General features: G+C 34.3%; 10 protein-coding genes and 1 pseudogene. 8 read left to right on the plus strand and 3 right to left on the minus strand.

The genetic code is table 11. From position 1 onward, the window contains the following. Positions 1-71 precede the first annotated feature (71 nt). The 4 genes from NSQ92_RS05705 to NSQ92_RS05720 all read left to right on the plus strand — a co-directional run bounded on the left by NSQ92_RS05705 (position 72) and on the right by NSQ92_RS05720 (position 6,313). Positions 72-1,256, plus strand: a complete 1,185-nt coding sequence (locus tag NSQ92_RS05705) for a Ger(x)C family spore germination protein (RefSeq protein WP_095257676.1) — start codon at positions 72-74, stop codon at positions 1,254-1,256. A gap of 185 nt (positions 1,257-1,441) precedes the next feature. Continuing rightward, the gene (locus NSQ92_RS05710; RefSeq protein WP_341152469.1) at positions 1,442-1,927 is read left to right on the plus strand and encodes a nitroreductase family protein; all 486 of its coding nucleotides are present in this window, start codon (positions 1,442-1,444) and stop codon (positions 1,925-1,927) included. Between the two features lie 269 nt (positions 1,928-2,196). After that, the gene (locus NSQ92_RS05715) at positions 2,197-3,195 is read left to right on the plus strand and encodes an asparaginase (protein ID WP_047942920.1); all 999 of its coding nucleotides are present in this window, start codon (positions 2,197-2,199) and stop codon (positions 3,193-3,195) included. Positions 3,196-3,610: 415 nt separating this feature from the next. Then, entirely contained in the window at positions 3,611-6,313 is a 2,703-nt protein-coding gene (locus tag NSQ92_RS05720) for an SH3 domain-containing protein (RefSeq protein WP_341152470.1), read from the plus strand. Between the two features lie 931 nt (positions 6,314-7,244). Here NSQ92_RS05720 and NSQ92_RS05725 read toward each other — a convergent pair. Beyond that, positions 7,245-8,369, minus strand: coding sequence for an NAD(P)/FAD-dependent oxidoreductase (locus NSQ92_RS05725; protein ID WP_061796847.1), 1,125 nt, complete (start codon positions 8,367-8,369; stop codon positions 7,245-7,247). Between the two features lie 763 nt (positions 8,370-9,132). Between NSQ92_RS05725 and NSQ92_RS05730 the strand changes: the two genes are divergently transcribed. From NSQ92_RS05730 to NSQ92_RS05740, 3 genes are all read left to right on the plus strand, one after another. Next, positions 9,133-10,419: a C40 family peptidase gene (locus NSQ92_RS05730; protein ID WP_061796845.1), complete on the plus strand. Its 1,287-nt coding sequence runs from the start codon at positions 9,133-9,135 to the stop codon at positions 10,417-10,419. Positions 10,420-11,100: 681 nt separating this feature from the next. Continuing rightward, complete coding sequence (locus NSQ92_RS05735; RefSeq protein ID WP_095319899.1) at positions 11,101-11,817, plus strand: metal ABC transporter ATP-binding protein; 717 nt, start codon at positions 11,101-11,103, stop codon at positions 11,815-11,817. Beyond that, on the plus strand, positions 11,754-12,602 hold the full coding sequence (locus tag NSQ92_RS05740) for an iron chelate uptake ABC transporter family permease subunit (protein ID WP_047942924.1): 849 nt from the start codon (positions 11,754-11,756) through the stop codon (positions 12,600-12,602). The genes NSQ92_RS05735 and NSQ92_RS05740 overlap by 64 nt, the downstream gene beginning before the upstream one ends. 47 nt (positions 12,603-12,649) lie before the next feature. Here NSQ92_RS05740 and NSQ92_RS05745 read toward each other — a convergent pair whose 3' ends face one another. Next, positions 12,650-13,612, minus strand: a complete 963-nt coding sequence (locus tag NSQ92_RS05745) for a D-2-hydroxyacid dehydrogenase (RefSeq protein ID WP_095321845.1) — start codon at positions 13,610-13,612, stop codon at positions 12,650-12,652. Positions 13,613-13,754: 142 nt separating this feature from the next. Next, positions 13,755-14,335 (minus strand): annotated as a pseudogene (locus NSQ92_RS05750) (PhnE/PtxC family ABC transporter permease); the annotation flags it as partial. A gap of 190 nt (positions 14,336-14,525) precedes the next feature. On the opposite strand from NSQ92_RS05750, the gene NSQ92_RS05755 reads away from it, so the two are divergent. Then, the gene (locus NSQ92_RS05755) at positions 14,526-16,082 is read left to right on the plus strand and encodes a bifunctional metallophosphatase/5'-nucleotidase (RefSeq protein WP_341152471.1); all 1,557 of its coding nucleotides are present in this window, start codon (positions 14,526-14,528) and stop codon (positions 16,080-16,082) included. Positions 16,083-16,151: the final 69 nt, after the last annotated feature.

Here is a 16,151-nt window from a genome sequence, read left to right on the forward strand (position 1 = left end):
GATTCTCTATCATACCAATTAGTGATGGAGGAAGGAAGATATTGACGATACAAAGGGAGTAGTCTAAAAATATGAAGCGCTGTTTATTATGTATATCTATTGTATCCATCTTGTTTTTAGCTGGTTGTTGGGACCATTCGGAACTAAATCAAAATTCGATTGTAACGGGGATAGCAATGGATAAGGGGAAAGAACATAAATACAAACTTTCGATAGAGAGTACTTCTGCTGCAGAATTAAATCCTAGAACTGCTCAAGGTTTGGCTCCTGCGATTGTCTACTCTATAGAAGGGGATACGGTAGGGGAGATTATCCATAAGTTTAATTCTGCAATATCAACTCATCTGGTTCTTTCTCACATGAGAATCCTTATTATCGGAGAGGATATGGCGAAAGAGGGTATTTTAAGTTTTATGGATTATTTTGATAGGGATAGAGAGATAAGAGACGACTTTAATATAGTTGTTGCAAGGGATACGGAGGCTGTAGATTTTTTACGAGTAACGAACGATTATCAAAAAGTTTCATCTTTGAAAATATTTCCCCAACTCGATCATATGTTAGAGGAATGGGGAGGAACTCCAGGTATTAAATTAAATGATTTTATCCGTACCTATTCATCATCTGGTCAAGTCCCAGTTTTGTCCGCTATGAAAATTCAAGGCGAAAAAGAAAAAGGGTGGGACCTTGATAATATTAAAACAACAGTGCCAGGGGCAATAGCAAAAATTGATTCATTGGCTATTTTTAAGTATGGAAAGCTTCAAGGGTATTTGGATTTAAATGATACAAGAATGTTATTATGGATTCAAAATAAGTTGGAACAGACCTCGTTGAGTATTCCATACAATGATAGCAAATATTTTGGGTTGCGTGTTAATCATTCTAAGACAAAGATTAAAGCTAGACAAGTGAACGGCCGACCTAAATTTGATATATTTATTCAAGCTGAATCGATTCTAGATGGATCCGAAAAAGGGATAAAAGCTGCAAAAGTAAATGCGTTTGAAGATTTTGAAGACAAAACAAACCGTTATCTTGAAAAAGAATTTAATAAGTTGATAAAAAAAATGCAAAAAGAATATGTCGCTGATATATTTGGGTTGGGAGAAATATTTAGAGATCAAGATTACAAGCATTTTAAACAATATGAAGATAATTGGGATACAGGTTTTAAAGATGCGAAGATTAATGTGCATGTAAATGTAGAAATAAAGAGGAGTGGGTTCCGCAACAATAGTAATAATATAAAATAAGCAAATGGCAAACTTGTTCAGGGGGCGACTTAAGAAACGTTTCAGTTACCATTAGGATAGTTATCAATGTTCTGAAGGTAATTATTTTGTATTTTAGAAAGAGGCATTATTTAAAAAAATAGAAAATAGGATTATTATAATAAAGAGAAATAAGCAATAATTCATAATAAAGGGGAGAGTTAAAAGTGAATATAGCTGAATTAATTACAGGGAGAAGAACAGTAAAAAAATTCAAAACGAAGGATGTAGAAGATGCTATTATTATCGAATGGCTCCAACAGGCGAAATTTGCACCAAATCATAGGATGACAGAACCATGGAGAATTCTATTTGTTGGAGAGAATACCCGAGCGGAACTAAAACATAAAACAAATTTTGGCGGGGCTTCTAAGGTTATAGCTGTTTTATCGCATAAAGGAAGAAACCAAGTCGAACGGGATGAAAATTTAGCAGCAGTATCCTGTTTTATCCAAAATTTTATGCTGCAAGCATGGGACGCAGGAGTAGGAACGTTTTGGAGTTCTGTCGGATCTTCGGCTTTAGGGAGAAATACGTTAGGAGTAAGCGAGGATTATGAAGTGGTCGGAGTTCTTGCTATTGGTTACCCAGAAGAAATTATGGAACCAAAAGCGCGCATGTCTATTGAGGAGAAAATTACCTATTTAGATTAAAACATGATCTAGTAATTTTGCAATAAGCGAATAAAAGGCTCAAACAATCATACGAATCTGTTTGGCTTTATTTTTTGGCCGGACATCTCTGTTCCGGCCTTTTTTATTTTGCTTTCAGCTAAGAAAATAGAAATAGAGAGAAATAAATTCTTCTGAAAAAATGGATAGAATCCTCTTATTGCGGAAACTTCTTTAAATATATATAATAACGTGGTGTATACCGAAAATAGGTATATTTTTTAGGAGTATGGCATTTAGGAGGACTGTAAATGAAAAAATTGCTTTTACTTGCAACCGGCGGGACAATTGCTTCAATAGAAGGAAATGAAGGACTTGTTCCTGGTTTGTCTGCAGAAGAGCTCCTTCAATATTTTAAGAATGATATTTTAGAAGTTGATGTAACTTGTGAGATCATTATGAATAGAGATAGCACTAATATGCAGCCGGAACATTGGGTTATGATGGCTGAGATCATTGCTGAGCGGTATCATGAATTTGATGGTTTTATTATTACACATGGTACGGATACATTAGCGTATACATCAGCTGCACTTTCTTATATGCTTCAAGGTCTCAAAAAGCCTGTTGTAATTACTGGATCACAGGTCCCGATTAGTTTTAAACAAACAGACGCTAAGAAAAATGTTATAGATAGTATTCGCTTTGCTAAAGAAGAGATAGGTGGAGTTTTTGTCGTTTTTGATGGACGAGTTATTATTGGTACAAGAGCAATGAAAATGCGAACAAAGAGCTATGATGCATTTGCGAGTATCAATCATCCATATGTAGCGACGATTGAAAAAGACCAAATTCACTTTTTATGGAAGCCTGATAAGCCGACAACTGAATTGCTGTTGGATACAAGCATATGCCCTGATGTCTTTTTATTAAAATTGCATCCAGGCACAAAGCCTGAGATCTTTGATTTTATTAAACAACACTATAAAGGGGTCATTATTGAAAGCTTTGGTAATGGGGGATTACCTTTTGAAGAAAGAAATCTATTGCCGAAGATTGAAGAAATGGTAGATGAAGGAATTGCTGTTGTTATCACAACTCAATGTTTGGAAGAAGGACAAGACCTCTTATTATATGAAGTAGGAAGAAAAGTGGCGCAATATAATATTATATTATCAGCAGATATGAATACAGAAGCAATAGTGGCAAAATTAATGTGGGTATTAGGAAATGAATTAACATTAAATGAAATAAAGAATCGCATGGAGAGCCAATTAGCTTATGATTTATCAGTTGATTGGGAAGGATAAAGATCCAACTACTGAGTGATGAAGCTTCCAATCTATCTTTTTGGTGATAGATTGGAAGCTTTTTTCATTCAGTTTTGCAGAAATAAGGTGTCTCAATTTTAAGTAGTCTAAGATACCTATTTTTGGTCTCTTATATCATATCTAAATCATCGTGACTATTTATTTCTAGTGAGTAATGGTACTATTGGAATAGGTGAAACGTTTATATTTTGTGTTGTTATGAAACATTAGACCTAGTAAAAGAGGCGATAATAAAAAAACGTGACTATAGGATTATATACTAGTAGAATAATAGATAATATCATAGGTACTAAAGAATATATAATAGGGGTTTAGAGATTAGTAGTAACAAGATGATAGATGCAAGAATAACCAAATAATGAACTAAGTAAATAGATCTAGGAGGTATGTAGTGGTGAAAAAAGTAGTTGTACCTGGAATATTTTTAGCAGCATTATCTTCTCCGCTTTTTATGGAAGAGGCTCATGCAGCTTCCGTCACGAAGTATGTAGAGGTGAATAAAGGCTCGGTATTGAATGTAAGAGTCGGTCCATCTATTAGTACAAGTGTTGTAACCACATTAAAGGCAGGAGAAAAGGTTAATGTCCTTTCGGAAACGAATGGCTGGTCAAAAGTGGAAGTGGATGGAAAGATTGGATATGTATCATCAAGTTATCTGATAACAAAGCAAGTAAGTTCCGTAAAATATGTTTCCGTTGATCCTTCTTCAACTTTAAATGTAAGAGAGTCAGCTTCGACAAAAGCAAATGTAGTAACAAAGCTAAAAAACAATACAAAAGTCGAAGTAGTTTCAGAGTCCAATGGCTGGGCGAAAATTAAAGTAAATGGCATAAATGGATATGTATCATCTCAATACATAAAAGCTGTTCAAACAGAGGAAAAGAAAACAGCCAATAGTTCAAACAAGCAACAAAAAGTGACTAAATACGTTAATGTTAATACTGGTTCCAGTTTAAATTTAAGAAACAGTCCCTCCAATTCAGCTTCCATTATTGTAAAATTGGCTAAAGATGTGCCTGTAACGGTTTATTCAGAATCCAATGGCTGGTCAAAAGTAGAAGCGTATGGAAAACAAGGATATGTAGCAACACAATATCTAACAGAGAAGAAAGGAACTGCTAGTCCTGAGAAAAAAGAAGAGACAAAAACAAGTACTAGTGAAGAGGCAGCGGCGAAATATGTCAATGTGGAAAAAAACTCTTCCCTTAATGTTAGAAAGGAAGCAAGTACTAATAGTGCTATTCTAACAAAACTTTTAAGAGGAACAGAGGTAAAAGTTCTGTCGAGTGCAAATGGATGGGATAAAGTAACTGTATCTGGAAAAACAGGTTATGTAAGCAGTAGTTATTTATCGGTGACAAAAATTACAGAAACAACAACTAATAATAAAGGGACCGATAAGAACGAAGCAAAGCAGCCGGAAAAAGCACCAACCGGAAAACAAATGAAAGTGAACGTTCAGGCAGGATCTAATTTAAATGTAAGGTCCACGGCATCAACAAGCGGATCGATTAAAGGGAAGCTTTCAGCAGGCACAGTAGTAACGGTATTATCAGAGAAAAACGGCTGGTCTCAAATCAAGACAAGTAAAGTAGCAGGCTATGTAAGCAGCGAATACTTAACAAGTATATCTACTCCCGATAAAGGTACAGATAAGAACGAAGCAAAGCAGCCGGAAAAAGCACCAACCGGAAAACAAATGAAAGTGAACGTTCAGGCAGGATCTAATTTAAATGTAAGATCCACGGCATCAACAAGCGGATCGATTAAAGGGAAGCTTTCAGCAGGCGCAGTAGTAACGGTATTATCAGAGAAAAACGGCTGGTCTCAAATCAAGACAAGTAAAGTAGCAGGCTATGTAAGCAGCGAATACTTAACAAGTATATCTACTCCCGATAAAGAAACAGATAAGAACGAAGCGAAACAGCCGGAAGAAACGCCAACTGTAACCGAAAAAATCGTAAATGTTCAGGCAGGTTCTAGTTTGAATTTGCGATCAACACCATCAACAAGTGGCAAGATTCTTAGTAAGCTTCAAGCAGGTACTGTAGTAATCGTACAAGCAGAAGGAAATGGTTGGTCTAAAGTAAAAGTCAATAATCTAGAAGGCTATGTAAGTTCAGAGTATCTATCTAGCAAAGGCAATGGCTCAGCTAATGCAACGATTAATAAAAGTTATGTGAATTATAATCTCACACTAGAAGAAATGACAAATATTCAATTAAGTGTGAATCCACAAACAGATAAAAAATATGACACATATATTAGAGAAGATGCGATTGCCTTTAAAACAGCAGATTCAACAAAGGGTACTGTAATCGGAAATGGCTGGAGATTACGCGGAGGTGCTGGAACCGATTATTCTGTTGTCAGTACCTTGACTAGTGGCCAAGTATTAACGGTTACTTCTAAAATCAAAGGAACAGATGGTTATTACTGGTATAAAGTAAATTATTCACAATCATGGGTTACTGCTAGTAAGGAAGACACTGCTTACTATCTTAACCCAAACAATTTTATTAATAGTGATACACAATCACTGCAATTTCTAAAATTATCTGCAAAAGCAAATGTAGATGATAAAGAAGTAGATAGTAAGATTTTAGCTGGAAAAGGAATCTTAGCAGGAAAAGCTTCTTCTTTTGTAACTGCTGCTAATGCATATGGAATTAATGAGATTTATTTGATATCACATGCACTTTTAGAGACTGGAAATGGAACATCCACTTTAGCGAATGGTGTTCAGGTTAATGGTAAAACTGTGTATAACATGTATGGTATTGGTGCCTATGATGGATCAGCCATTTCAAGCGGTGCACAATATGCTTATAATGCAGGATGGTTTACGCCAGAGGCAGCCATTATAGGTGGAGCCAAATTTATTGCCCAAGGTTATGTTAATGCAGGACAAGATACTTTATATAAAATGAGATGGAATCCTGATGCAGCTGAGAAAACTGGAAATGCAACGCATCAATATGCTTCCGATATAGGCTGGGCTACTAAACAAGTGGGCCAAATTTATAACTTATATAGTCTGTTAAGTTCCTATACTTTAAACTATGAGATTCCAATATATAAAGTAAATGCAAAATAAAACTGAACGATTTCAGTTAAAAACGGAAATAGATAGCGTGAATTTTCCATTTATATCAATTAGCAGGTAAATCATTGGTCTGGTAATAATAGTGTTTGGAAAGATTGTTTGCAATCTTTCTAAACATTATCCAGATGTTAATATACCCCAATTCAAACTTAATTACTTTCAGAGATTAAAAGAAAGATTCTCATTGTATGGTACCTAACCAGGATTTGATTATAAGAACTGTCTTTTGCAAAAAAATCTGAGATATCTAAAATAATTTGATTTGAAAAACTTTAGGTTTCGCAAATCGAATCTGTATCCAGTAACATACTTTATTGCCTCTTTCTTATTGCAAGAGAAATACTAACATTTGCATCAATTGTTACTTTCACAACTCCTCCATTCCCCTAAGTAATCGTAATAATTCATTCCATTTAAAAAATAACTGTAACAAGAAGTATATTAAACAACAGCTAATTCGGAAAAATATTTATTTGTTCTTCTAACAAATAATAGGAAAACACAAACTCCTTTTTTCCTTCTGCAATCTATCATTTTTTCTCGATAATAGACGGGAATGAACGTTACATAGAATGAAAGTGAACGTAATACAGAACAATTTTAATACGAATATGATTGAAGAACCATATGTAGAAACTACTATCTATTCTCATGAGTTTCCAATATGAAGGTGTGTTTTACTCTTGTTCATGAATAATTTGGGATTCGAAATGAGGAAATAGATGGATCAGAAGTATTTAATAAGCAGTGTGTGGAAGCAAGTTAGGGAATTTATGATTAGTAAGGTAAATAAAAAATGAGAGAATATACCTAATGAAAGAAACACTTAACGTTAAACAGATAGAAAAACGTTAAGTGTTTTCATGGTTAAGGATTTGACAATAAAATCAATAAATAGAAGCTGCTTTAAGCGTTTCTGAATCTATCGCTCTTGAATAGAACTATCGATAGAATAGGGAGAGAAGTCGATATCTGATTTAGAATGAAGAAGAAATTTTGCCAGCTGCTGCCCAATAAATGGTCCCATTGTTAGGCCAGATGCCCCTAAACCATTAGCGAGCGTTATTCCTTCATAATGCTTTACTCTTCCGAATACTGGAAGAAAATCGTTTGTGAATGGGCGGAAACCTACTTTTACTTCACGCCATATCCCTTCTAACAAGCCTGGTGCAAATAGGAGAGCCTTATCAATTATTTCTTTTATTCCTTCAATTGTAACATGGGGAGATAATTCTGTTGTATTTTCGTGTGTTGCCCCAATTACAATCGTATTATCTTCTAAAGTTAATAAGTACTGATCATGCGGGGGCATTACTACAGGCCAGTTGGAAGATTGAATGTCTTTTAATTGGATATGAAGTATTTGCCCTTTTTGTGCTTTTACATCAAAAGCTAAGTGGAGTGGCTCAAGTAATTCATTTGCCCAAACTCCAGCTGCGATAACCACTTCATCTGCATAAATAGATGTATTGTCACTAAGTTTAACCCCTTTAATTGTATTTCCCTCTCTTAACAGGGTACAAGATGAATGGATAAAGCTTGCCCCTAATTGTTTGCTTGCCTCCATGAGGGCATTTCTTAAAGCCCATCCATTTACTCTTGCAGCACCGCTTATATGTAATGCCATATATCCAGGAGCTAATAAGGGGAATAGAGACTGTGCTTCTGAAGATGAAAGAATGTCAATATCCCCAATTTCTGGTGCATCTATTTTTCGTTTTAACGTTCTTTCCTTCATGGCTTCCAATTTAGCTATGTCTGAATGAAGGCTGAGCGCACCAACTTTTTTATAGCCTGTATTTAATGAATGATAGTTATGTAAATCATTAACAAGAGAAGGATAATATTTTGCTCCTTCCCTAGCTAATAGATACCATTTTTTATTTCTACGTTGGGAATTCCATGGGCAAATGATTCCGGCAGCTGCTTTTGTTGCTTGTCCGCGATCTTCCCTATCGATAACAATAACTTCAGCCCCGCGCTTTGCTAATTCAAACGTAGTAGCAGCGCCAAGTATTCCGCCGCCTACGACCACTATTCTTTTCATATAATAATCAATTCCTTTTTAGTTAGTTTCAAGCTGGTTTCAAATGATTTTCTATTTAAGCACAAATTGGAGCAGATAGAAACTTTTTCTATCTACTATTTCATCAAAAGTTAAATTGGATAGATTAATTCCTGATTTAAGACAAAATAATGTCCGTTTAAAAAGCGCAATAATTTTGAAGAAACGCAGCTAAAATAAACAGTTATTACTAATATAACATAGTGCATATATAGATTGAATTCACCATTTTGAAGGCGTTTATCCCATATTGTTAGAATTTTATTTAAATAAAAAAGATAATTAGTCTGTAGTCGCTAATGTGGTGCTTATTGTTTGGAAACGGAGAGAAGAGCGAGAAATGTTAGAAAATGTCGATATAATGTGATGAAATACTACTATTAAGAACGACTTAGTTACAGTATGTTAATTATTAAATCTGCATTTTGATAGGCATTTAATGGAAGAGAATAGGAAATAAGTTTGGAAAAAATGTGAACAAAGGCAGAAAAAAAGGCATTTGAAACACAATTGTAATATTCCTATTACTTAAATGACAAATTATGATGTTATACTTCTATTTGTGGCGAAAGATGTTTTATATAAAGAACTTTCGTCGAAAGCAGGATTATCGTTTGATTTATAGAAGAGAGAATACTATATTAAAAGAGTCTCTCTACCAATTACAACCATAAACATATAGACAATACATAGACAATTAGATTATAAGAATTCTACATTAGATAAGTGCAGGGGGAAAATGGAAATGTTAAAAAAGAAACTAGTGGTACTAAATACAACGATATTACTTGGATTAGGGACTAGCTTAGCCGTACCAGGAATAAATGCTCATGCGAATCAATCACCTAGCATTGTTCAACAAAAGGAATCTTTACAAGGCCAAATTTCAGACGCCCAAATTAAGATCGTAGAAGCACAAGAAGAATTAAAGAAATTAGAAGCACAAATTAAAAGAGTAGATAAGGCAATTGAGGAAAATAAAGCACTTATTGAAGAAACAAAGACAAAGATGGAAACAACAGAAAAAGAAATTGCCTCCCTTGAGAAAAAGATAAAAGAATTAGAAGATAGAATTGAAAAAAGAAATGATGTATTAAAAGAAAGAGCACGTACCTTCCAAGAAAATGGAGGAAGCGTTGATTATATTGAAGTTTTATTCGGTGCTGCTAGCTTTAAGGAGTTTGTTGACCGTGTAGGTGCTGTAGCTACAATCATGGAAGCAGATCAAGATTTAATTGCAAGCAATGAAGCGGATAAAAAAGATTTAGAAACGAAGCAAAACGAAGTAAAAGAAAAGTATGATGAACTGAAAAATACAAAATTAGATCTTGAAGAAATGCAAAAGCAAAATCAAGATAAACAGAAGAAAAATGAGCAAGCAAAAAAAGATTTGAAAGCAAAAGAAGCAGACAATAAAGAACGTAAAGCTGAATTGGAAGAAAAGTATGGCTCATTACAATCTGTAGAACCACAAATTAAAAAGATGATTCAACAAAAAGAACAAGATAACTTAAATCAATTAGTTGCTACAACAGTTGGAACTAGTGATAATGGAAGTTCAAATAATTCTTCTTCCGCAAGTTCTGATAAATCTACATCAGGTTCTAACAAATCAACAAATGGTCCAAAGAAAACGGTAAAAGCTAGTGGAAGTAAATCAAAAGCTATTACAGCAGGATATAAATATATTGGTAATTCTACTTATAAATTTGGTGGAGGAAGAACAGCATCAGATGTAGCAAATGGATTATTTGATTGCTCTGGTTTTGTTAGCTGGGCTTATTCACAGGCTGGATACAGTATTCCTGCAAGCACAGATGCTTTGAAAAACGCTGGGACTCGCGTATCTACAAGTGATATGCAGCCAGGAGATCTAGTATTCTTTAACACATATAAAACGGATGGTCATGTCGGAATTTACATTGGTGGAGGCAAGTTCATCGGTTCTCAAAGCTCTACTGGTGTTGCAATTGCATCTATGGACAGTGGATATTGGAAATCTGTATTTAATGGTAGAGTTGTTCGATTCTAATAGATTGATTTTTTATAAAGCATTACTTGATGAAATTTTTCATCAAGTAATGCTTTTTATTCTGATTTATTTATATTTAATATATACCCCAGTATTTAAAAGTTATGCATCATTTCATATTTTTATTACAATATCAGTACGATAATCATAATAAGTTGACCACTATTGGCATCGCTATATTAATGGAGAAGCAGGTATATAAGAAGTAATTCTTGACCAATACAAAATTTTATTATAAAATTTTTAATCGGAATCGTTTTGATTTATGTTGACACTTAACAAGGAAAAGTCTATTATTAAGTGTCATGTATTATAGAAGGAAAGAAATGATAAATATTTATCTGGTGATTAAGTCATAACTTTATATTCGAACAAATAATGTTAATTTTTAAATCGTAATGAGTACGAAATTGACTACTTTTGTACGTACCCATTTCGAGAATGAAATAAATGAAGAATAGATTGCCGCAAATCGTAAAAATTATTAAAGTTAGATAAATGAAGCAATAACAAACAAAGACTTCGATAAAAAGTCGTTTCCTTATATTTATTCAATAAGGATAAAAATATATCAAAGCACTAACATAACTTTACTTATAACACAGTTTAAAGAGGAGCGGTTATAGAGGCGTTAGGGATAAGGAAGATAAATAAACAAATGGAGAGGAGAGTAATTAATATATGAAACTAGCGACAGTATCAAAAATTACATTTGGATATGAACATGTTCCTGCACTTGAAGATGTATCATTTGAATTAGAATATGGAGAGTTTGTTGGGATTACAGGCCCTAATGGCGCAAGTAAATCTACCTTATTAAAGTTATTATTGGGGCTACTTAAGCCATGGTCAGGGGAAGTGAATATAAGTAAGTTAAATGCGAATGGAAAAAAATTAACTGTAGGTTACGTTCCCCAACAAATTTCTTCTTTTAACGTTGGCTTCCCAAGCACCGTCATAGAACTTGTTCGATCAGGCAGATATCAACGTAAAAAATGGTATGAAAGATTAAAGGAAGTAGATCATGAAGCAGTAAAGAAATCATTAGAAATGGTTGGAATGTGGGATTACCGTAATAAGAAAATCGGTGAGTTATCTGGAGGGCAAAAGCAAAAGATTGTAATTGCACGTATTCTAGCATCTGAACCTGACTTGCTAGTTTTAGATGAACCGACCACAGGAATGGATGCAGATAGCAGGAAAGGCTTTTATGAATTTATGAAGCATCAAGTAAATGAACATAATAGAACAGTTGTCATGGTAACACATGATCAAGATGAGGTAGAGGATTATTTAGATAAAATTATTCATATTGAGAAAGGAGAAAAAGGCGGATGGAGATGTTTGAGCTTGAATTCATGCAAAGAGCATTTTGGGCAGGTGGGCTCATTGCAATAATTGCACCAATCATTGGAATTTATTTAGTCCTGCGAAGACAAGCATTGATGGCAGATACATTGTCACATATATCATTAGCGGGAGTGGCAATTGGTTTTTTCTTTCAAACGAATGTAACAATTTCTAGTCTTCTCGTGGTAATTGCTGGAGCAATTGGAATTGAATATATGCGACGAGCATACCATACTTATTCAGAAGTATCGATTGCTATTCTTATGGCTGCTGGATTATCGTTCGCTTTATTTCTCATGAGTTTATCTAGTGGCGGAATGACGACAAGCATGGATCAGTATTTATTCGGAAGTATTATTACGATTAGTAAACAACAAGTGATTGTATTAGCAATTGTGACTGGAATTATTCTTCTATTTTTTGTTTTCTTTACGAGAAAGATGTATATTATGACTTTTGATCAAGATACGGCAACAACTAGCGGTATTAATACCAATATGTTATCCATCGCATTTAGTATTTTAACTGGTATTGCTATTTCAGTAATTATCCCAACAATTGGCGTGCTATTGGTTTCTGCCTTGTTAGTATTGCCATCTGCCTTTTCCATCAAATTAGTAAAAGGTTTTAAATGGGTATTTATCGTGGCTATTTTAGTAGCGGCTGTTAGTATCTTTACTGGATTGTTTTCATCTTATCATTTAGGAACGCCTCCTGGTGCAACCATTACTCTATTATTAGTAGTTATTTTACTAGTAGGGTTTTTAAGCCAAAGGATTTATATGATGGTTCGCCGTGCGTCAAGTCAGAAGAATTATAAAAAAGTAGGATGATAAAAAGAGGAGTGCTTTTTAAGTATACTCCTCTTTTTATCTATCCATTAATAACCTTTTTGGTAATCCACTACATTAATTGCTAAACCTTCTTCTTTTAAATAATGATTTGCATTAAAGAGGAAAATGTCTTCTATTACTCTGCTGTTGTAATGTTCTGTAGAGCCCGAAGTATGGGGAGTTATAATAACATTTTCCAAATCCCATAATGGACTTGTCTGCTGCAATGGTTCATTTTCAAAAACATCTAAGCCTGCACCCAAAATTTCTCCGTTTTTTAAAGCAGTGACCAAATCATCCTCTTTGACTATTTCTCCACGTCCAATGTTGATAAAAAAGGCAGAGTTTTTCATGTGTTGAAATTGCTCTTTTTGGAATAGTTGGTATGTATCGTCTGTTAACGGCAGTGTGACTACTACATAATCACAGAGAGGAAGGATTTCGTTTAGCTCTTCAGAAGTATATAACTCATCTACATAATCGGTTCGCTTACGTGAATTTCTTACTCCAATAACATGCATATCAAATGCCTTGGCAATTTTAGCTGTTTCTAGCCCAATTGCTCCTAAACCGATAATACCGATCGTTTTTTTGTGTGCTTCCAATTTAATGTCAGTTCCATCCCATTTTCTTTTAAGCTGATTTCGTACATATGTATGAATATTCCTTGTTAGACCAAGTAAGAGCGCAAAAATTGTTTCTGAAATAGGGTAGCCATGTACGCCATTTGCACTTGTAATGACGATATTCTTTTTTCTTAACTGTTCTAAAGGAAGGGAATTTACTCCTGCACTCCAAGTCTGAATCCATTTGAGCTGGTCGTTTTCCATAATAGTTTTTAAATCAAAACTACTTCTCCAGCCAAGAATGATTTCAGAATCAATCAAATGCTCTTGCCAATCATCTTGCTTTAATGCATGGATGATTTCCCATTCAGAAAATGTGGACCGTATCTTTTTCAAAAGGGAGGAATGGAGAGGGTGGGTAAGTAATAATTTTCTTTTTTTCATTTTGGGAACACTCCTTTGTTTTTGAAATTTATTATTCTATTGTAACAAATAAATTGATAATTGGTACTATTTTGTTATTTGCACAATAAACACACATCAAGGAAAGATGATTGGGTGTTTATTTGAAATTCACTTTATATTTTTATGTAATTCTTCTTCTTAGAAATCCACTTATTATATCAATTATCGTTACCCTTACAATATTCCCTCACAGGATGATTCCAACTCGATCCCAATCTCATGTACTGATTGCAAAAATAAGTGGGGTTCCAATTCTTCCTGCACCGATGACACCTAAAATGGCAGCAGAACGAATGTTTATCTTGAACTTCCGGCTGCTAGCAAGCCTTCTGTTGGCCTCATATCTAGAATTCCCTCTAAATATAATTTTCCTAACATCTCTATGGATTGTGGACCTAATACTAGTATTCCAGCAAATGATCCAGAACCAACTGCTATAATAAATAAAATAGCTATGATAACTTCAGGAAATGTCCGTACGAAGCTTAATGCAAATTTCCCAGTACTTGCGATTGTTTTTCCTTTGCTCCTATTGTTAGCAGTCTAGAAGGCAAAGGGAAATACAAGGAAGTGCTGATATTAAGGTACCTATTATGGCAATCGCTAATGTATCAAGCAGACACGTAAAAAATCCTCGCCATCTGGCAAATATACATATTCCCAATCTGGATAGAAAATGCCTGTGAAGATGGCAATAGAGATTAATGTAAATAATAAACAGCTTTTATCAGGTTTAAGAAAAAGAGGGTTAGAGTAGAAAGAAAAGAAATTATAGGTAGTTAAGGAAGAATGAACTTGTTATAATGAACTTGCTTAATAGAGGAATAAAAAGAAGCTTGATTATACTACTTTATTCAGAGGAATTGGAAATTTAGATACTGGAGATGAAATCTTGAATACAGAAGTAACTATATTATTAACAAGTGATATACATGGAAATGTTTTTCCATTGAATTATGGAAATAATACCCCGGCAGATGTTGGTCTTGGTAAAATTGCTTCTATAATTAGAAATGAAAGAACCAAGAACGAGCATACCATTGTTATTGACAATGGTGATTTAATACAGGGCACACCGTTAACCTATCATTATGTGAATTTTTTAGCAGATAAAAAAAATCCAATGATAACGATATTAAATGAATTAAAGTATGATGCGGCTGTAATAGGCAATCATGAATTTAATTATGGGTTAGATATTTTAAAATCGGCAGTGAAGGAATCGAGATTCCCTTGGCTATGTGCAAATATTGTCGATGTAAAAACAAAAACTCCATTTTTAGGTAGTCCTTATGTAATTAAAAAAATAAATGGTTTTAAAATTGCTATTCTAGGGATAACAACCGATTACATTCCCAATTGGGAAAATCCTCAGAATATCGAAGGACTGCAATTTAATGATGCATTTGACAGTGCAAAAGAATGGGTAGAGCTGATTAAGAAGGAAGAGCAGCCGGATGTTCTTGTTATCTCTTATCATGGAGGATTTGAAAGGGATCCTGAGACTGGTGAACCATCAGAAGTATTGACTAGAGAGAATCAAGGATATACCATTTGTAAACAGATTGACGGGGTAGATGTACTTTTAACAGGTCATCAACATAGAGAATTAACCGGTAATATCAATGGAACAGAAATTATTCAACCAAGCAATAATGGAAAGTATGTAGGAAAAATAACATTAATACTAGATGATAAAGGCGAAGTAATCGAGAAAAGTTCTGAACTATTATCTGTTGCTGAAGTGGAAGCTGAGGAGGATATTCTATTATTAGTAAAGGAATATGAAGAGAGGACACAAGAATGGTTAGATACACCTATTGGCCGTATCGATGGGGAAATGTTAGTAAAAGATCCGATGCAAATCCGCTTAAAGGACAACCCGCTTATCGAATTTATTAATAAAGTGCAAATGGATGCAGCGCAAGTGAAAATCAGTAATACTGCACTTTTTAATAACGAATCACCGGGATTTAAGCCAAATGTAACAATGAGAGATATTGTATCCAATTATATTTATCCTAATACATTTAAAGTACTTTTGCTATCTGGAAAGGATATTCGTCACGCGCTCGAACAAAATGCAAAATACTTTGCTTTAAATGACGAAGGAGAGCCGATTGTCAACCCTTCGTTTGTTTACCCTAAGCCCCAGCATTACAACTACGATATGTGGGAAGGAATTGAATACACACTCAATCTAACTAAGCCAATTGGACAGAGAGTTGTTCAGTTAGATTTTGAGGGGGCGCCAATAGACGAGGAAGCTTTATATGAAGTAGTAATGAATAATTATCGAGCAGGAGGCGGCGGGGATTTCTTTATGTTCAAAAATAAGCCTGTTATCCGTGAAATTCAACTTGACGCTTCTGAATTAATAGCTAATTATATTATGGAGAGAAAGATCGTACCTGCGACTTGTAATCATAATTGGAAAGTCATTTGGTAAGAGGAAGATAGTATTTACACTTATAACAATAGCATAAAAGATAAAAACAGCTAAAACGGTAGATAGATG

The sequence above is a fragment of the Niallia sp. FSL M8-0099 genome (assembly GCF_038006945.1).
Classification (GTDB): Bacteria; Bacillota; Bacilli; order Bacillales; family Cytobacillaceae; genus Niallia; species Niallia circulans.